At 68.9% G+C, this 17140-nt stretch carries 17 protein-coding genes; 8 read left to right on the top strand and 9 right to left on the bottom strand.

What is annotated here, in order from left to right:
* Positions 1 to 66: 66 nt before the first annotated feature.
* Positions 67 to 333 (bottom strand): hypothetical protein, encoded by a 267-nt coding sequence (locus tag LG391_RS18045; protein ID WP_225769426.1) that lies wholly within the window; start codon positions 331 to 333, stop codon positions 67 to 69.
* On the bottom strand, positions 333 to 626 hold the full coding sequence (locus LG391_RS18040; protein WP_225769425.1) for a hypothetical protein: 294 nt from the start codon (positions 624 to 626) through the stop codon (positions 333 to 335). Before LG391_RS18040 ends, LG391_RS18045 begins: the two co-directional genes overlap by 1 nt.
* Before the next feature lie 247 nt (positions 627 to 873).
* Here LG391_RS18040 and LG391_RS18035 point away from each other — a divergent pair, with 247 nt between their 5' ends.
* Genes LG391_RS18035 through LG391_RS18020 form a run of 4 tightly spaced genes read left to right on the top strand, consistent with a single transcriptional unit; the run spans position 874 to position 4703 of the window.
* Positions 874 to 1815 carry an ABC transporter substrate-binding protein gene (locus LG391_RS18035; protein WP_225769424.1) on the top strand — a complete coding sequence of 314 codons (942 nt, stop codon included), beginning with the start codon at positions 874 to 876 and terminating at the stop codon, positions 1813 to 1815.
* Between the two features lie 31 nt (positions 1816 to 1846).
* Positions 1847 to 3007: an ABC transporter permease gene (locus LG391_RS18030; RefSeq protein WP_225769423.1), complete on the top strand. Its 1161-nt coding sequence runs from the start codon at positions 1847 to 1849 to the stop codon at positions 3005 to 3007.
* A complete protein-coding gene (locus LG391_RS18025; protein WP_225769422.1) occupies positions 3004 to 3927 on the top strand; it encodes an ABC transporter ATP-binding protein in 924 nt (307 codons plus the stop codon). The genes LG391_RS18030 and LG391_RS18025 overlap by 4 nt, the downstream gene beginning before the upstream one ends.
* A complete protein-coding gene (locus tag LG391_RS18020) occupies positions 3924 to 4703 on the top strand; it encodes an ABC transporter permease (RefSeq protein WP_225769421.1) in 780 nt (259 codons plus the stop codon). The genes LG391_RS18025 and LG391_RS18020 overlap by 4 nt, the downstream gene beginning before the upstream one ends.
* 6 nt (positions 4704 to 4709) lie before the next feature.
* Here the strand turns inward: LG391_RS18020 and soxR are convergent, their stop codons facing one another.
* The 3 genes from soxR to LG391_RS34740 form a co-directional block, all read right to left on the bottom strand.
* Positions 4710 to 5162, bottom strand: a complete 453-nt coding sequence (gene soxR / locus LG391_RS18015) for a redox-sensitive transcriptional activator SoxR (protein WP_225769420.1) — start codon at positions 5160 to 5162, stop codon at positions 4710 to 4712.
* An 86-nt stretch (positions 5163 to 5248) separates the two neighbouring features.
* Entirely contained in the window at positions 5249 to 6406 is a 1158-nt protein-coding gene (locus LG391_RS18010; RefSeq protein WP_225769419.1) for an MFS transporter, read from the bottom strand.
* Positions 6407 to 6540: 134 nt separating this feature from the next.
* Complete coding sequence (locus tag LG391_RS34740; protein WP_255646713.1) at positions 6541 to 9483, bottom strand: hypothetical protein; 2943 nt, start codon at positions 9481 to 9483, stop codon at positions 6541 to 6543.
* Positions 9484 to 9692: 209 nt separating this feature from the next.
* On the opposite strand from LG391_RS34740, the gene LG391_RS17990 reads away from it, so the two are divergent.
* The 3 genes from LG391_RS17990 (at position 9693) to LG391_RS17980 (ending at position 13618) form a co-directional block, all read left to right on the top strand.
* Positions 9693 to 10595, top strand: a complete 903-nt coding sequence (locus LG391_RS17990) for a LysR substrate-binding domain-containing protein (protein WP_225769418.1) — start codon at positions 9693 to 9695, stop codon at positions 10593 to 10595.
* 94 nt (positions 10596 to 10689) lie between these two features.
* Positions 10690 to 11970 (top strand): 4-aminobutyrate--2-oxoglutarate transaminase, encoded by a 1281-nt coding sequence (gabT, locus tag LG391_RS17985; RefSeq protein WP_225769417.1) that lies wholly within the window; start codon positions 10690 to 10692, stop codon positions 11968 to 11970.
* Between the two features lie 196 nt (positions 11971 to 12166).
* The gene (locus LG391_RS17980; protein WP_255646712.1) at positions 12167 to 13618 is read left to right on the top strand and encodes an NAD-dependent succinate-semialdehyde dehydrogenase; all 1452 of its coding nucleotides are present in this window, start codon (positions 12167 to 12169) and stop codon (positions 13616 to 13618) included.
* A gap of 57 nt (positions 13619 to 13675) precedes the next feature.
* Here LG391_RS17980 and LG391_RS17975 read toward each other — a convergent pair whose 3' ends face one another.
* The gene (locus LG391_RS17975; RefSeq protein WP_225769416.1) at positions 13676 to 14029 is read right to left on the bottom strand and encodes a YidB family protein; all 354 of its coding nucleotides are present in this window, start codon (positions 14027 to 14029) and stop codon (positions 13676 to 13678) included.
* Between the two features lie 16 nt (positions 14030 to 14045).
* A complete protein-coding gene (locus tag LG391_RS17970) occupies positions 14046 to 14753 on the bottom strand; it encodes a helix-turn-helix domain-containing protein (protein WP_225769415.1) in 708 nt (235 codons plus the stop codon).
* A gap of 52 nt (positions 14754 to 14805) precedes the next feature.
* Here LG391_RS17970 and LG391_RS17965 point away from each other — a divergent pair, with 52 nt between their 5' ends.
* Positions 14806 to 15492, top strand: a complete 687-nt coding sequence (locus LG391_RS17965; RefSeq protein ID WP_225769414.1) for a B3/4 domain-containing protein — start codon at positions 14806 to 14808, stop codon at positions 15490 to 15492.
* Positions 15493 to 15672: 180 nt separating this feature from the next.
* Here LG391_RS17965 and LG391_RS17960 read toward each other — a convergent pair whose 3' ends face one another.
* Positions 15673 to 16488, bottom strand: a complete 816-nt coding sequence (locus LG391_RS17960) for a DUF2625 family protein (protein ID WP_225769413.1) — start codon at positions 16486 to 16488, stop codon at positions 15673 to 15675.
* The gene (locus tag LG391_RS17955) at positions 16371 to 17138 is read right to left on the bottom strand and encodes an SDR family NAD(P)-dependent oxidoreductase (RefSeq protein ID WP_225769412.1); all 768 of its coding nucleotides are present in this window, start codon (positions 17136 to 17138) and stop codon (positions 16371 to 16373) included. The genes LG391_RS17960 and LG391_RS17955 overlap by 118 nt, the downstream gene beginning before the upstream one ends.
* Positions 17139 to 17140: the final 2 nt, after the last annotated feature.

Here is a 17140-nt window from a genome sequence, read left to right as displayed (position 1 = left end):
ACTGGCCGGGATCTCGCCATGCTGGGTTCGCCGATGGCGAACCCAGCCTACACCTGGCATTCGATATCAGGAGCGACTGTCGGGCAGAAGCGGCGGCTCCTGGGGACCGCCGGAACCGTCCCTGCCCGCTCGGCCGACGGCCAGGTCATAGATCATCTCAAGCCGCGTCTCGACCTTCACCAGGCGGGTGTCGATCCCCCGGATGTCGCCAGACAGCCGGCTCTCCAGGTCGCGAACCTCCTTGGACAATTCGGTGACCTTGGCGGAGGTCCTCTTGACGTCATCGTAGATGAGGATGATGTCGCGAAGCGTCGACATGGGCCGGATCGCCATCAGGCCACAGCCCCGGGCTTCCCGGCCTTGGCCTTCGCGGCGGCCGCCTCCTCGCGTCGCTTCCGCAGATAGCCGAGGGTCTCGTCGATTTCAGTCATCGCCTGATCGAGCGCTTCCCTGGCCTCTATCGCGGATTTGTGCAGCAACTGGGTCACCTCGTCGAGTTCCGGATCATAGGCGTCCATCGACCGGCGCGCGAACTCGCCGACCGACATATCGAGCGCCTTGGCACGGGCGGCGATCTGCGCCTTATAGTCGGGGTCGACCAGGACGATGATGCGATCCTGCCTCACATGATGCTCCTGAACATGCGCAGCACATGTACATGATATAGCGATTCCGAATGCCGCGTGAACTGCCGGGACTGCAGGCTGCATTCGGCTCCATTTTCTACACATTTCTTAAGATTTTTCTTATCGAATTGACGCCAGCCAAGCGTCAATTAAGCTGCCTCCCCGCAACCGGAACAAGCGAGCCGGCGAACGCATTCGGTGAAGAGGACTTCCCGTTCCGTTCGGCTCGAACAGAGAAGGCAGCGCCATGACCCCCTCCCCGTTCAAGCGCATCCTCCGCACGGCCGCCTTGGGCGCCGCGCTCGGCGCCGGCCTGCTGGCCGCTTCCGCCGCCATGGCCGCCGATGCGGTGCGCGTCGGCTCCAAGGTCGACACCGAGGGCCGCCTGCTGGGCAGCATCATCCTGCAGGTGCTGGAGGCCAACGGCATCCCCACCGAGAACAAGCTGCAGCTCGGCACCACCAAGATCGTGCGCAGCGCGATCCTGGCCGGCGAGATCGACGCCTATCCGGAATACACCGGCAACGGCGCCTTCTTCTTCAACATCGACAGCGACCCGGCCTGGAAGAACGCCCAGGCCGGCTACGACAAGGTCAAGCAGCTGGACGAGGCGCAGAACAAGATCGTCTGGCTGGCCCCGGCCCCGGCCAACAACACCTGGGCGCTGGCGGTGCGGCAGGAGGTGGCCGACGCCAACAAGCTGAAGACGCTCGAGGATTTCGCCAAATGGGTGAATGGCGGCGGCGAGGTCAAGCTGGCGGCCTCGGCCGAGTTCGTCGAGAGCCCCGCGGCCCTGCCCTCCTTCCAGTCGACCTACGGCTTCACGCTGAAGCAGGACCAGATCGTCACCCTGGCCGGCGGCGACACCGCCGCCACCATCCGCGCCGCGGCGGAGCGGACCTCCGGCGTCAACACCGCCATGGTCTACGGCACCGACGGCGCCATCTCCTCGGTCGGGCTGGTGGTGCTGGAAGACAGCAAGGGCGCCCAGATCGTCTATGAGCCGGCGGCGACGATCCGCGCCGACGTGCTGGCCAGGCACCCGAAGATCAAGGAGGCGCTGGACCCGGTCTTCGCCTCGCTCGACCTCAAGACCCTGCAGGAGCTGAACGGCAAGATCGCCGTCGACGGCGAGGATCCGCAAGCGGTCGCGGCCGAGTACCTGAAGGCGAAGGGGTTCGTGAAGTAAGGCACGACAGGACGGATCGGCTGATGCTTTCATGGCCGCCGCCATGACCGTCATCCGCAACCGCGTGCTGCTGGTGCTGGGGGTGGTGGCGCTGGCCGGGGGGCTGGCGCTGCCGATCCTGACCCATGCGCCGAACCGGCTGCTGTCCGGCAAGCCGATCGGCGCTCTGGACCTGGCAACGCCCTGGGGGCCGATGGCGATCGCCGCGGCCGTCCTGCTGCTGGCCGGTGCTTTCGTCCCGTCGCGGCGCGAAACACTGACCGCACAGCTGGCCGCCGGCATCGGCATCGCCGTCGGGCTGGTCTGGCTGGCGGGCATGCAAGCCGAAGCGCTGGCCGCAGGCGCCCGGCCCTCGGCCCGCACCTCGCTCGGCGCCGGCTTCTGGGTGCTGGGCCTGACCGCCCTGCTGGCGGCCGCCGACGCCGCCCGCCGGCTGCGGCTCGGCCCCCTCGCCCGGCTGGCCGCGGCGCTGCTGCTGGCGGTGCCGGTCGCGGCGCTGATCGCCGGCGGCGCGGTCGACCAGCTGTCGCTGATGAAGGAATATGTCCAGCAGCACGGCGTGTTCGGCCCGCAGGTGCTGCGCCACCTGCTGCTGGTCGAGCTGGCGCTGGTCCCCACGCTGCTGATCGGCGTGCCGCTGGGCATCGCCGCGCATCGTTCCGCCGCCGCGCGCGGGCCGATCTTCTCGATCCTCGGCATCATCCAGACGATCCCGTCGATCGCGCTGTTCGGCCTCCTGATCGCGCCGCTCTCGGCCCTCTCCGCCGCCGCCCCCTGGCTCGGCGTCAGCGGCATCGGCATCACCCCGGCGGTGATCGCGCTGACCCTCTATTCGCTGCTGCCGATCGCCCGCAACACCGCCGCTGGGCTGGGCCAGGTCGAGGCCGGGGTGATCGACGCCGCCCGCGGCATCGGCATGACGCGGCGCCAGATCTTCCGGAAGGTCGAGGTGCCGCTGGCCCTGCCGGTCTTCCTGTCCGGCCTGCGCATCACCCTGATCCAGGCGATCGGCCTGGCCGCGGTGGCGGCGCTGATCGGCGCCGGCGGCCTCGGCGCCGTGATGTTCCAGGGCCTGTTCGCCAACGCCCTCGACCTGGTGCTGCTGGGCGCCCTGCCGATCATCCTGATGGCGGTGGCGGTCGACGCCGTGTTCCGCATCCTGGTCGACGCCCTGCAAGGGAGAGCCGCATGATCGAGTTCGAGCATGTCAGCAAGGTGTTCGACGGCATCAAGGCGGTCGACGACCTGACCCTGAGCGTTCCCGACGGGGCCTTCTGCGCCCTGATCGGCTCCTCCGGCTCCGGCAAGTCGACCAGCCTGCGCATGATCAACCGGCTGATCCCGCACACCGAAGGCACGCTCAAGGTCGGCGGCGAGGACGTGACGACGATCCCGGTCGAGGCGCTGCGCCGGCGCCTGGGCTACGCTATCCAGTCGATCGGCCTGTTCCCGCACTGGACCGTGGCCCGCAACATCGCCGCGGTGCCGGCCCTGCTGGGCTGGCCGCAGGCGAAGATCGACGACCGGGTGCGCGAGCTTTTGGACCTGCTGCAGCTCGATCCACGCTTCGCCGAGAAATACCCGCACCAGTTGTCCGGCGGGCAGCAGCAGCGGGTCGGCGTCGCCCGGGCGCTGGCGGCCGACCCGGAGGTGCTGCTGATGGACGAGCCCTTCGGCGCGCTGGACCCCATCACCCGCGACGCGCTGCAGGGCGAGCTGGCGCGGATCCATCGCGAGACCGGCAAGACCATCGTCTTCGTCACCCACGACATGGACGAGGCGCTGCGCCTGGCCACCCAGATCGCCATCCTCGACCATGGCCGTCTGGTGCAGTTGGGCAGCCCGCGCGAGATCCTCACGGCCCCGGCCAACGACTTCGTGCGCGACTTCATCGGCCGCGACGACCTGGGCCTGAAGCTGCTGGCCACCGAGACGGCGGCGGACCGGGTTCGGCCCGGCGAGACGGCCGACGGCGCGCCGATCCCGGCCGAGACGTCTCTGCGCACCGCCCTGTCGATCCTGGTCGCGCGCCATGCCGACAGCGCCCCGGTGGCGGCGGCGGACGGCAGGCCGCTGGGCACGCTCCACCTCGACGACCTGGTGCGGGCATGAGCATCGCCCGGCCCGCCGCTGCGGACCCGGCCCGCCCGGGCTGGCGCCCCTGGCGCGACCCGCTGCTGTGGCTGGCCGCCGGCTTCGCCGCGCTGGTGTTCGGGCTGCCGCTGACCCGGCCGCTCTTCGCCGCCTGGTTTCCGCAGCTGGAGCGGCCCTTCTACGAGGCCGACAGCTTCGCCGCGCTGGTTCTGGCGCATGTGCTGCTGGTCGGGGCGTCGAGCCTGATCGCGATCGTCATCGGCGTCGCCGCCGGCATCTTCGTCACCCGCCGGTCCGGGGCCGAGTTCCGCGGCCTGGTCGAGACGGTGACGGCGATGGGCCAGACCTTCCCGCCGGTGGCGGTGCTGGCGATCGCCGTGCCGCTGATCGGCTTCGGCGCCTGGCCGGCGCTGATCGCCCTGTCGCTCTACGGCCTGCTGCCGATCGTCGAGAACACCATCGCCGGGCTGGAGCAGGTGCCGCCGGCGGCGCGCGACGCGGCCGAGGGCATGGGCATGGGGCCGCTGCGCCGGCTGTGGTCGGTCGAGCTGCCGCTGGCCGCGCCGGTGATCCTGGCCGGCATCCGCACCTCGGTTGCGATCAACATCGGCACGGCGGCGATCGCCTCGACCGTCGGCGCCCGGACCCTGGGCACCCCGATCATCGTCGGGCTGAACGGCAACAACCTGGCCTATGTCATCCAGGGCGCGCTGGTGGTGGGCACGCTGGCGGTGCTGGCCGACCTCGCCCTCGGCCGCGTGACCGACCTGCTGCAGCGCTGGAAGCGGGCGTAAGGCGCCTCAGCCCCCTCGCTTGTTATCGCCGACCCAAACGCGCGGCCCCGGCCCCAGGCGGGCGGCGCGGTCCGCCGGGTTGACGAGGCCGCAGGAGGACAAAGACAGGCAGCCGCAGCCGATGCAGCCGGCCAGGCCGGATCTCAGCCGCTCCAGCTCCGCGATCCGCTCGTCGATCCGCCGGGTCCAGCCGCCCGACAGGCGCGACCAGTCCTCGCCGGTCGGGATGTGGTCGGTCGGCAGCTTGTCCAGCTCCGCCTTCACCTCCTCCAGCGACATGCCGAGGCGCTGGGCGAAGACGATGAAGGCGATGCGCCGCAGCACGGCGCGGGGGAAGCGGCGATGGCCGGATCCGGCCCGCTCGGACCGGATCAGCCCCCGCTCCTCGTAATAGCGCAGCGCCGAAGCCGCGACGCCGCTGCGCCGCGACACCTGGTTGATCGTCAGGACTCCGTCCATGGCTCCGTCCCCAGCCGATCGAGCATTGAAGCTAACTTGAGCTTGCTGCACGCCCGGATCAAGCCGGGACGGATCGGCGGGCCGCCTCAGGCCAGGGCCGGGGCGCGCTTCTCCAGCGCGTAGGACAGCACGGCGACGCCGAGCCCGGCCACGGCGACGGCGGCGCCGAGATAGGGGATCTGGCCGTAGGGCATGCCGGCGGTGATCGCGGCGCCGCCGAGCCAGGCTCCGGCGGCGTTGCCGAGGTTGAAGGCGCCCTGGTTCAGGGTCGAGGCCAGGTTCGGCGCCTCATGCGCCTGGTCGACCACCCGGGTCTGCAGCGGCGCGCCGAGGCTGAACTGGACCACGCCCCACAGCACCATCGCTGTCACAGCCGGCACCATCATCGGCGCGGCCAGGCCGAAGCCGGCGCAGACCACGGCCAGGGCGGTGAAGCTCATCATCACCGCCGGCATCAGCCGCCAGTCGGCCAGGCGCCCGCCGAACAGGTTGCCGACGGTGATGCCGACGCCGAACAGCAGGAGGGCGGTGGTGACGCCCTGCGGCGTCAGGCCGGAGACGGTCTCGAGGATCGGGGTGATGTAGGTGAAGACGGTGAACAGGCTGACCGAGGACAGGATGCTGAGCGCCATGGCCAGCAGCACCTGCGGCTTGCGCAGCACCGAGAATTCGGACAGCAGGTTGCCCGCCGGCGCCTCGCGGTCGCGCGGCAGCACGAAGGCGATGGCCAGCGCCGCGGCGATGCCGATCGGCACGATCGCGCCGAAGGTGGCGCGCCAGCCGGCGACATGGCCCAGCGCGGTGCCGAAGGGCACGCCCAGGACATTCGCGAGGGTGAGGCCAGAGAACATCAGCGCAATGGCGCGAGAGCGCTGGTGCCGCGGCACGAGCCCGGCGGCAACCACGGCGCCGATGCCGAAGAAGGCGCCGTGGCACAGCGCCGTCAGCACCCGCGCCGCCATCAGCGACCAGTAGTCGGGCGCCAGGGCGCACATCAGGTTGCCGAGGATGAAAACGCCCATCAGCCCGAGCAGCACGGTCTTGCGCGGCAGCTTCGCTGTCAGCAGGGCGACGATCGGCGCGCCGATGGTGACGCTGAGGGCATAGCCCGAGACCAGCATGCCGGCCGCCGGGATCGAGACGCCGAGGTCGCGCGCCACGTCGGGCAAGAGGCCCATGATCACGAATTCGGTGGTGCCGATGCCGAAGGCGGCAACGGCCAGGGCGAAGAGCGGCAGCGGCATGAGGGGCGAATCCGGTGACGGGAGTTCGCCCCTAAGATGCGCGCTTACCTTGGCGATACGTCATACGAATGCTGCAATGCAGCATTCGGGAAATGCGGGGCGGAGACCGCTGGGCCTCCGCCTGCCGCGAGCCATCATACGAAGACGAAATCGGAAGCGTGAAGTTGAGAGGCTTCTGTGATTCCGGTCAACGTGAGAGTGATGTCTGCCGTGCCATTACCGTCGGCATCAATGAACAACTGGCCGCCTTCGAACCGCGCCTGGGTGTGGCCGCCGGCCGTGAAGACGCCTGCGCCGACATATCCGAAGCTGCCCTGCAACACCCACTGAAATACCAGCTTGTCGCCCTCGGACGGTTTCAGATCGATAATGGTGTCGTTCCCGCCGGAGGTTCCGACAAAGACGAACCGGTCCCTTCCTGCCCCGCCCCCCAGAGTATCGTCCCCGTAGCCTCCCCGCAGGAGATCATCACCCTGGCCACCGATCAGGCGGTTGCCATGGAAATCGCCATTGATGATGTCGTTCCCGTCCCCGCCATACGTTCCGAAGAACAGATCCCGATCTGTCGTTATGATGTCGTCGCCGGCTCCACCATCGATGAAACCGATTCCCGATCCAGCCGTGATACGATCGTTTCCATCGCCGCCGTCGATCATACCTCCGAGATCGCTGGCAGTGATCGTGTCGTTCCCGGCACCGCCGTCCAGACGATCGTCGGCGCCACCACCGACAAGGACATCATTGCCGCCTTCGCCACGGAGTTCGCTGCTTATCGTATTGCCAATGATCGTATTGTCCAGTTCATTGCCAGCCCCCCAGTTTGCAGAGCCCCTTAACGTCAAATTCTCGATATTCTTGCCGAGAACATAGTTGTAGTGATTAGAGACAAGGACGAGATCGACCCCACCTCCCTCAGCCTCCACAATTTTGTCTACAGTGCCGTCGAATGAAGCAATTTCGTAAATGTCATTGCCACCGCCTCCCACCAAAACGTCCGCCCCGTCACCACCGTTCAAAGTATTACTTCCATCATTGCCAGCAATCGTATTGGCCCGAGAATTTCCTACACCGTCAATGTCATCGTGGCCAGTCAGCGTCAGCGTTTCGGTGTTCATGGTGAGAACCCAGTCGACCGACGAGAAAACGTGATCGACTCCACCGCCCGCGGCCTCTGCGATCACGTCGCCAGACGAATCGACGATATAGGTATCATTGCCTCCCCTTCCGATCAGGACATCGTCTCCTTCGCGGCCATCCAGCACGTTGGCGCCGTCGTTTCCCTGAATCGTGTTATTCAGGTCGTTACCGGTGCCATTGACGTCGCCGCCGCCCATCAACATCAGCAGCTCGACATTCCGTGAAAGGGTGAAGCTGACCGAAGCGCGGACGAGATCCACATCTTTCCCACCGTATTCGATCACCTGATCGCCCACAGAATCGACCACATAGATGTCCGCACCGCCGCCACCACTCAAGACATCCGTGCCGCCCCCGCCGTCGAGCAGATTGGCGCCGTCATTGCCCGAGATTTCGTTGTTCAGCGCGTTGCCTATGCCGTTAATGTCGCTCGATCCTCTGAGGGACAGGTTCTCGAGGTTCGCGCCGAGGGTATAGGTGACCGAAGAGCGGACCGTATCCGTCCCCTCGTCGAAGCGTTCCACCACCACATCTGCAGCAGAGTCCACGGTATAGACGTCGCTCCCTGCACCTCCAATCAGAATATCGTCGCCCGCGCCGCCGTTCAGGTAGTTCTGGTTGACGTTGCCTATGATGGTGTTGTTCAGAGCATTGCCGGTGCCGTTGATATTATCCGTGCCGATCAGGTTCAGTTCCTCGATGTTGGCGCTGAGCGCAAAGCTGTCCGAGGCCCGCACCCGGTCGTAGCCTTCGTTTGCCAGTTCCTGGATCCGGTCGTAGATCGAGTCTACGCCGTAGTCGTCGTCGCCCTTGCCCCCGAGCAGCGTGTCATACCCGGCGCCGCCGTTAAGCACATTGTTCCCCGCATTGCCGATGATGGTGTTGCTCAGCGCGTTGCCGGTGCCAACCAGGTCGGCCGCGCCTTCCAGAATCAGGTTTTCGACATTGCCGGCGAGTTGATGGTTGACCCAGGCGTGCACCCGGTCCACGCCTTCGCCCTCCTCCTCTACCACCTGGTCTCCGGCCGTATCGACATAGTAGATGTCCCTGCCCCTACCCCCGGTCAGCAGGTCGTCGCCGGCGCCACCGTTGAGCACGTTGTTGCCAGCGTTGCCAATGATGGTGTTGTTCAGCGCATTGCCGGCGCCGTTGATGGCGCTCGTGCCGGTCAGGTTCAGTTCCTCGATGTTGGCGCTGAGCGTGAAGCTGACCGAGGCCCGCACCCAGTCGTGGCCCTCGTTCGCCAGCTCCTGGATCCGATCGCCGGCCGAGTCTACGTCGTAGACATCGTTACCCGTGCCCCCGATCAGCAGGTCGTCGCCGGCGCCGCCGTTGAGCACATTGTTCCCGACATTTCCGACGATAGTGTTCGCCAGCGCGTTGCCCGCGCCGTTGACGGCGCCCGTGCCGGTCAGGTTCAGCTCCTCGATATTGGAGCTGAGCGTGAAGCTGACCGAGGCCCGCACCCGGTCGTAACCCTCGTTCCCCAATTCCTGGATCCGGTCGCCGGCCGAATCGACGTCGTAGACGTCGTCGCCCCTGCCACCGATCAGGAGATCATCCCCGGCGCTGCCGTTGAGCACGTTGTTCCCGGCATTGCCGATGATGGCGTTGTTCAGCGCGTTGCCGGTGCCGGCCAGGTCGGCCGTGCCTTCCAGGATCAGGTTCTCGACATAGGCCGCGAGTTGATGGCTGACCCGGGCGTGCACCCGGTCGACGCCTTCGCCCGCCCGCTCCACCACCCGGTCGCCGGCCGAATCGACGAAATAGACGTCGTTGCCGAGGCCGCCGACCAGGATGTCGCCGCCCCGCCCCCCGTCGAGGACGTCGTTGCCGCCCACACCGTAGAGCGTGTCGTTGCCGTCCAGACCGTACACGCGATCCGCCTCGGCGCTGCCGACGATCCTGTCGGCGGCCGCCGTGCCTGAAAATACCGGCATGAAATCCTCTCCCCCACCAGAAATCAGGCGCGCCTCGGCCGGTGTTTCCCCGGCCCTCCCGCGCCCATTCCAGCTTAATCCCGGCTCCGCCTCGCTCGGCAATCCGGATTCTGCGAATTCGTGAAAAAATTCATATATCGCCGAGGCGCCCCGGCCGTACCGCCGCCATGCTAGGGTCCGCCTCGCCCGATCCCGACCCCGAGACCGCCATGGCCCGCCGCCTGCCCCCGCTCCTCGCGCTCCGCGCCTTCGAGGCCGTCGGCCGGCTCGGCAGCGTCCGCGCCGCGGGGGAGGAGCTGGCGGTCAGCCACACCGTGGTGTCGCGCCATGTCCGCAACCTGGAGCAGCGGCTCGGCGCCCGGCTGCTGCGCCCCGCCGGCCGCGGCCTGACGCTGACGCCGGAGGGCGCGCGGTACCTGGCCCAGATCGCCAATGCCCTGGACCTGATCGAGCGCGCCACCGCCGAGCTGTCCGCCCCGCGCCGCCGCACCCTGGCCATCTGGTGCGCCCCCGGCGTCGCCTCGCGCCGGGTGCTGCCGCTTCTGCCGGAGCTGGAGGCGCTGCTGCCGGAGCACGAGATCACCCTGCTGCCGACCCTGGCCCGGCCCGACTTCGCCCGGGACGAGGCCGATGCCGAGATCATCTATCTGGAGGCGGCGGCGCCGCGCGATGGCGTGCGGGCCGAGCTCTTGTCCAGCCCACGCGTCTTCCCGGTGGCCAGCGCCGCTTTCCGCGCCCGCCACGCCGATGTCGCCGCCCCGGCCGACCTGCTGCGGGTGCCGCTGATCCATGAGGAATCGACCGAGCAGTGGGAGCGCTGGCTGCACAAGGCTGGGGTGCCGGACCTGCCGCCGCTGCGCGGCCCGCGGCTGTGGCACGCCCATCTGGCGATCGAGGCGGCGCGGCTGGGCCAGGGCGTCGCTTTGGCCAACGCCGTGCTGGCGGGCGAGGACCTGGCCGCCGGCGGGCTGGTCGAGATGGTGTCGTCCGACATCCGCCTCGGCGGCTATTATTTCCTGTCCGAGGCGGCGCGCTGGGACGAGCCCGGCCTGGCCACGCTGCGGCAGTGGCTGCGCGATCTGTTCGCGACGCCGAACGGCAATGGTGCATAGAATGCACCGGACACGTTCAAACTAGGCGATTGTGCAACGAGGCTGCCGCACCGACCTTCTGTCTGTCGCCTGATCCGACCCTCAGAGGATGCGCATGACCACCAATGCCGAGCTATTCCAGCGCCGCAACGCCGCCGTCGTCCGCGGGGTCGGGCACGCCACGCCGATCTCCGCCGCCCGGGCGCTGAACGCCGAGGTCTGGGACGTCGAAGGCAAGCGCTATGTCGACTTCGCCGGCGGCATCGCGGTGGTCAACACCGGCCATTGCCATCCCAAGGTGATCGCCGCCGTGCAGGAGCAGATGGCGAACTTCACCCACACCTGCTTCCAGGTGCTGCTGTACGAGCCCTATATCGAGCTGGCCGAGAAGCTGAACGCGCTGGCGCCGATCAGCGGCCCGCTGAAGTCGGTGTTCTTCACCACCGGCGCCGAGGCCACCGAGAACGCGGTCAAGATCGCCCGCGCCGCCACCGGCCGCAGCGGCGTGATCTCCTTCACCGGCGCCTTCCACGGCCGCACCGTGATGGCCTCGGCCATGACCGGCAAGGTGGTGCCGTACAAGAAGGGACTGGGTCCCGTGCTGCCCGAGGTCTGGCACCTGCCCTTCCCGGTCGCGCATCACGGCATCACCGTCGAGGATTCGCTGAAAGCGCTGAGCTTCCTGTTCAAGGCCGATGTCGACCCGTCGCGCGTCGCCGCGATCATCATCGAACCGGTGCAGGGCGAAGGCGGCTTCTACGAGGCCCCGGCCGAGCTGATGCGCGCCCTGCGCCGGATCTGCGACGAGCACGGCATCGTGCTGATCGCCGACGAGGTGCAGACCGGCTTCGGCCGCACCGGCAAGATGTTCGCGATGGAGCATTTCGACGTCGAGGCCGACCTGATCTGCGTCGCCAAGAGCCTGGCCGGCGGCTTCCCGCTGTCCGGCGTGATCGGCCGGGCGCCGATCATGGATGCGGCCGATCCGGGCGGGCTGGGTGGCACCTATGCTGGCAACCCGCTGTCCTGCGCCGCGGCGCTGGCGGTGCTGGAGGTGTTCGAGGAGGAGAAGCTGCTGGAGCGCTCCAACGCCATCGGCGCCCGGATCAAGGCGCGGCTGGAGACGCTGTCGCGGCGCAACGACCTGCTGCCGATCGCGGGCATCCGCGGCCTGGGCGGCATGGTCGCCTTCGAGATCGTCAAGTCGCGCGGCACCTTCGAGCCGGATGCCGACGCGACCAAGCGGGTGACCCAGAAGGCCTATGAGAACGGCCTGGTGCTGCTGTCCTGCGGCGTCAACGCCAATGTCATCCGCATCCTGGTGCCGCTGACCGCCAGCGACGCCATCGTCGACGAAGGCCTCGACGTGCTGGAAAAGGCCCTGGCCGCCGCCTGATCCGACGGCACCGTCCTCCCCCTCACCCTCCCGGCCCTGACGGGCCGGGCCCTCCCTCTCCCCGAGGAGAGGGAAACGAGCGCGGCCGCCTCACCTCTCCTTGGGGAGAGGTCGAAATCGCGCAGCGATTTCGGGTGAGGGGGTAAGCGGCCTCGCCATTCAAGCGCACTCTATCCCGTGACCCCGTGAGGTCCCTATGCTGACCCTGAACGACCCGACCCTGCTGAAGAGCCAGAACCTGATCGGCGGCGCCTGGATCGGCGAGGCCGTCGATCCGGTGACCAACCCGGCGACCGGCGAGACGCTGGGCCGCGTGCCCCGCTTCGGCGAGGCCGAGGCCACCGACGCCGTCGAGGCCGCCGAGGCCGCCTTCGGCCCCTGGGCGAAGAAGACGGCCAAGGAGCGCTCCGCCATCCTGCGCCGCTGGTTCGACCTGATCCTGGCGAACAGGGAGGACATCGCCCTGATCATGACCAGCGAGCAGGGCAAGCCGCTGGCCGAGGCGCGGGGCGAGGTCGACTACGCCGCTTCCTTCGTCGAGTTCTATGCCGAGGAGGCCAAGCGCATCTACGGCGAGACCATCCCGAGCCACCGCACCGACGCCCGCATCCTGGTGATGAAGCAGCCGATCGGCGTGGTCGCGGCGATCACGCCCTGGAACTTCCCGGCGGCGATGATCACCCGCAAGGTCTCGCCGGCTCCCGCCGCCGGCTGCACCGCCGTGATCAAGCCGGCGCCGGAGACACCGCTGACCGCCCTGGCCCTCGCCGAGCTGGCGGTGCGCGCCGGCGTGCCGGCGGGCGTGCTGAACGTGATCACCGGCGACGCGCCGAAGATCGGCAAGGTCCTGACCGGCCACCCGGCGGTGAAGTTCGTCGGCTTCACCGGGTCGACCGAGGTCGGCAAGCTGCTGATGCGCCAGGCCGCCGACACGGTGAAGAAGGTCGGGCTCGAACTCGGCGGCAACGCGCCCTTCATCGTCTTCGACGACGCCGACATCGACGCCGCGGTCGAGGGCGCGCTGGCCTCGAAGTTCCGCAACATGGGCCAGACCTGCGTCTGCGCCAACCGGATCTACGTCCAGGACGCGGTCTATGACGACTTCGTCGCCCGCTTCGCCGCCAAGGTGAAGGCGATGAAGGTCGGCAACGGCGTCGAGCCCGGCGTGGTCCAGGGCCCGCTGATCACGGCCGAGGCGGTGGAGAAGACCGAGCGCCACATCGCCGACGCCCTGTCCAAGGGCGCGACCGTGGTCACCGGCGGCAAGCGCCACGCCCTGGGCGGCACCTTCTTCGAGCCGACGGTGCTGTCCGGCGCCACCACCGAGATGGTGGTGACGCAGGAGGAGACCTTCGGCCCGCTGGCCCCGGTCTACCGCTTCCGCGACGAGGCGGATGTGGTGGCCCAGGCCAACGCCACGCCCTTCGGCCTCGCCGCCTATTTCTACGCCCGAGACCTGGGCCGCGTGTTCCGGGTGGCGGAGGCGCTGGACTACGGCATCGTCGGCGTCAATGCCGGCATCGTCGCCACCGAGGTGGCGCCCTTCGGCGGGGTCAAGGAATCCGGCCTCGGCCGCGAGGGCTCACATCACGGCATCGAGGAGTTCGTGGAGCTGAAATACGTCCTACTCGCCGGGATGGGCAGCTAGGACGTCGGACAGACGCAGGCCGGATTCGCCACGGCGAACCCGGCCTGCGGACCGATTTCAGGCCGCGGCCGTCGGCGGCAGCGTGCCGTCCGGCGTCGCCTGGTCCACCGCCTTGGGCAGATGCTCCGACAGGAAGGCCAGCACCGTGTCGGTCGGGATGCCGACCGCGGCGGCGATCTGCTGGACCTGCTGATTGCCCAGGGCCGCCTGGATCTGCTCGGCGCTGACCGGCAGGTTGGCGCCGGTGCCGATCCAGGACTTCACCTGTTCGCCCAGGCCGCCGGCCTCCAGCTTGGCGAGGATGCCCTGCAGCCCGCCGGCCTGCGCCAGCGCGTTGGACAGAAGGCCCGGAATCCCGTCCTGGCCGACGACGCCGCCCAGAGCGCCCTTGATGCTGTCGAACAAACTCATGCACCGCTCCTGTGGTTCAGCCGGAATGGCGTGGCGGACCGGCCGCGGGCCGGCAGGACGATAACCCTTGCGTTGCGGCTTCGTTCCGCCTGCCTCTCCAAGGGCAGAAACGGCGCATCGCGTGCGGCTCCATCACCGCCATGGTGAAGCGGACCGGCCGCGCGCCCTTGCAGGCGTAGCTGTGCGGCCGGTCGCTGTGCAGCAGCGCCGAGGTGCCGGCCGGCACCTCGTGCGGGCGGCCTTCGACCTCGAGCAGCAGCGTGCCGGCGGTGACGTGCAGCAGCTCGCGCGTGCCGGCCGGATGCGGGTCGGAGACATGCCGCTCGCGCGGCTTCAGCTCCCAGCGCCACAGCTCCAGCATGTCCGGCCCGTCGCTGCCGACCAGCAGCACCGCGGCGCCGCCCTCCGGCCCGGCCCAGAGCCGCGCCGCCTCCTCCGGCCCGACCAGCCGCACCGCCTGCTCCCCGCCCAGATCCACCAGCTGCGCCACCGAGACGCCGAGCGCCGCGGCCACCCGGCACAGCGTGGCGATCGAGGGGTTGGACCGGGCGTTCTCGATCTGCACCAGCATGCCCTTGCTGACGCCGGACAGGCGGGCCAGCGCGTCCAGCGACAGGCGCCGCTCCCGCCGCCGCTCGGCGACATGGCGCGCCACCGCCGCCGCGGTCGCAGCCTCGGCGTCGCCGGAGGCCGCATCGGTCACTATATTGACCTGATCGGTCATTTTGGCCTATTCAACAAAGTGTCCCCTCCGGTCATTTTAGCGAACCGAGCCGATGCTGTCCGCCCTGCCTGTCGTCGATCCCGCCATTCGGGCGCTGCGCCCCGACTTCGTGGCGCTGAGCCTGGTGGCGCGCGGCGCCCGCAACGGCCCGAGCGATGCCGAGAGCGCGGCCCGGCTGGCCGAGGCCTGCCAGGCCGCGGCCGACGGCCCCGACTGGGCGGCGGCGCATCTGGAGGCCTGGCGCGACGCCTATCGCGGCTTCGGCGCCAAGCCGCAACGCACGCCCTGCTCGGCCGAGGCGCTGCGCAAGCGGGCCCAGCGCGACGGCGGGCTGCCGCCGATCAACCGGATGGTCGATCTGTACAACGCGCTGAGCGTGCGCTGGGCCGTGCCGATCGGCGGCGAGGACCTGGCCGCCTATGCGGGGCCGCCGCGGCTGGTGCGGGCGACCGGCGACGAGGCCTTCGAGACGTTGTCGAACGGCGAGCCCGCGGTCGAGCATCCGGAGCCGGGCGAGGTGGTCTGGCGCGACGACCGCGGCGTCACCTGCCGGCGCTGGAACTGGCGCCAGGGCCCGCGCACCCGGCTCGACCTGCCGACCACCGAGATGTGGTTCGTGATCGAGCGGCTGGAGCCGATGCCGATCGCGGCGCTGGAGGCGGTCGGCCGCGATCTCGCCGACGGCATCCGCGCGATCGCGCCGGACGCCCGGATCGAGACCACGCTGCTGGGCCCCTGAGCCGGAAGGCCCAAGGCAGGTTGCGCGCATCGCGCTTTCCTCTCCCCGGCGATCCCGGGGCGTGACGACGGTCCGGCCGATGCCGGGTCGACTGCAGCATGCGGGGTTTCGGCCGCGGCCGTTAGATCCAGATCAGGGTGATCGATAGGGCCAGAATCGATGCAGATCCGGGCATGCCGGTCACGACAGCGGTTTCAGGGCTCCCGCCAATCCGACCAGTTCCCGCAGCGGCACCGGCCGTCGACTTCGCTCGTCGGTCTCGGATGCTTTCGCCCAGAGGGGCGGATATAGCGACATGGCTTGATACCCGGCCATGGCCGCGACCTCCGTCTCCCACCCATTCCACCGGACATTGGCATAAAAGTCAGCCAGATCACCGTTCAGCAGGAAGGTGACCAAGTCCGAATAGCCTCGCCCGAGACTTTCCCAGGACAGGCTGTCGGGCGCGAAGTAGTGGACCTCCCCCGGCTGACCGGAAAACCGACCCGCGTTGATAGCGAAGAGGCCTCCGACAGCATCGTCGCCAACCAGCAGCAGCGGATCTCCTGGGACGGCCAGACCGCAGGTCAAGTTCCAGGAGACAAGCGAACGGCCCAACTGATCGCTGCCGGATCCAAGCAACCGCACCCAACCGCAATCGATCAGCAGTCCACCCGTCTGATAGACAATCGCGCCGAGGGTCGAGCGCAGGCTGACCTGAAGCCGGTGCAAATCGGCCCCGGCGGTTGCGGCCGGCGGAAGAACATCGACCGGATTCCTCGCGTGGCCGATCTCTCGCTGCAACGACGGCCACGCCGGATCAGCCACGGCCAGAAGATCGTCAAGCGAACGAATGGCAGGCGCTCCTTCCGCTTTGGGCCGACCGGCGAGCCGCCGCCTCAGATCCAGCCGCCGTCCACCACATAGGTCTGGCTGGTGCACATCCGGGCGTCGTCCGAGGCCAGGAAGGCGACCATGCGGGCGATGTCGTCCGGCTCGACGAAGCCCTTGAGGCATTGCGACGCCATGATCCGCTCGACATATTCCGGCGTGTACCACAGCTTCACCTGCCGCTCGGTCCGGACCGCGCCGGGCAGCACGCAGTTGACCCGGATGCCCTCGGCCCCGAGGTCCCGCGCCAGGCTGCGGGTCAGGCCCTCGGTCGCCGCCTTGGCGGTGGTGTAAGCCGGCATGCCGCCCATCCCGGCGCGCCAGGAGATCGAGCCGAAATTGATCACCGAGCCGCCGCCGGCGTCGCGCATCGCCGCCCGCACCGCCTGCACCGCGAAGAACTGGTGCTTGAGGTTCACCGCCAGCCGGTCGTCCCAGTATTCCGGCGTCACCTCGTCGATGCTGTGCCGCTGGTCGTGCCCGGCGTTGTTGACCAGCACCCGGATCGGCCCGACCGCCGCCTCCGCCGCCCGCACCATGGCGCGCAGCGCGTCGATGTCGCCCAGGTCGCAAGGCAGGAAGGCCGGGGTCGCCAGCCCCTCCCCCGCCAGCCGTTCGACCAGCGCCCGCGACGACTCCGCGTCGATGTCGCAGAACACGACCCGGCTCTTCTGGCGGATGAAATGCTCGACCAGGGCGGCGCCGATGCCGGAGCCGCCGCCGGTGATCAGCACGGCCCGGCCCTGCAGGCTGGGATAGAGGGCGAAGTCGGTCACGA

It is taken from the genome of Inquilinus sp. Marseille-Q2685 (assembly GCF_916619195.1).
Lineage (GTDB): Bacteria > Pseudomonadota > Alphaproteobacteria > DSM-16000 > Inquilinaceae > Inquilinus.
Note: the sequence above shows the minus strand (reverse complement) of the source record. Positions and strands in the feature narration are given on the sequence as shown.

Coding starts and splice junctions, on each gene's coding strand:
- LG391_RS18045 (WP_225769426.1), bottom strand. CDS start 333: ATGGCGATCCGGCCCATGTCGACGCTTCGCGACATCATCCTCATCTAC.
- LG391_RS18035 (WP_225769424.1), top strand. CDS start 874: ATGACCCCCTCCCCGTTCAAGCGCATCCTCCGCACGGCCGCCTTGGGC.
- LG391_RS18030 (WP_225769423.1), top strand. CDS start 1,847: ATGGCCGCCGCCATGACCGTCATCCGCAACCGCGTGCTGCTGGTGCTG.
- LG391_RS18025 (WP_225769422.1), top strand. CDS start 3,004: ATGATCGAGTTCGAGCATGTCAGCAAGGTGTTCGACGGCATCAAGGCG.
- LG391_RS18020 (WP_225769421.1), top strand. CDS start 3,924: ATGAGCATCGCCCGGCCCGCCGCTGCGGACCCGGCCCGCCCGGGCTGG.
- soxR (WP_225769420.1), bottom strand. CDS start 5,162: ATGGACGGAGTCCTGACGATCAACCAGGTGTCGCGGCGCAGCGGCGTC.
- LG391_RS18010 (WP_225769419.1), bottom strand. CDS start 6,406: ATGCCGCTGCCGCTCTTCGCCCTGGCCGTTGCCGCCTTCGGCATCGGC.
- LG391_RS34740 (WP_255646713.1), bottom strand. CDS start 9,483: ATGCCGGTATTTTCAGGCACGGCGGCCGCCGACAGGATCGTCGGCAGC.
- LG391_RS17990 (WP_225769418.1), top strand. CDS start 9,693: ATGGCCCGCCGCCTGCCCCCGCTCCTCGCGCTCCGCGCCTTCGAGGCC.
- gabT (WP_225769417.1), top strand. CDS start 10,690: ATGACCACCAATGCCGAGCTATTCCAGCGCCGCAACGCCGCCGTCGTC.
- LG391_RS17980 (WP_255646712.1), top strand. CDS start 12,167: ATGCTGACCCTGAACGACCCGACCCTGCTGAAGAGCCAGAACCTGATC.
- LG391_RS17975 (WP_225769416.1), bottom strand. CDS start 14,029: ATGAGTTTGTTCGACAGCATCAAGGGCGCTCTGGGCGGCGTCGTCGGC.
- LG391_RS17970 (WP_225769415.1), bottom strand. CDS start 14,753: ATGACCGATCAGGTCAATATAGTGACCGATGCGGCCTCCGGCGACGCC.
- LG391_RS17965 (WP_225769414.1), top strand. CDS start 14,806: ATGCTGTCCGCCCTGCCTGTCGTCGATCCCGCCATTCGGGCGCTGCGC.
- LG391_RS17960 (WP_225769413.1), bottom strand. CDS start 16,488: ATGCCTCAAGGGCTTCGTCGAGCCGGACGACATCGCCCGCATGGTCGC.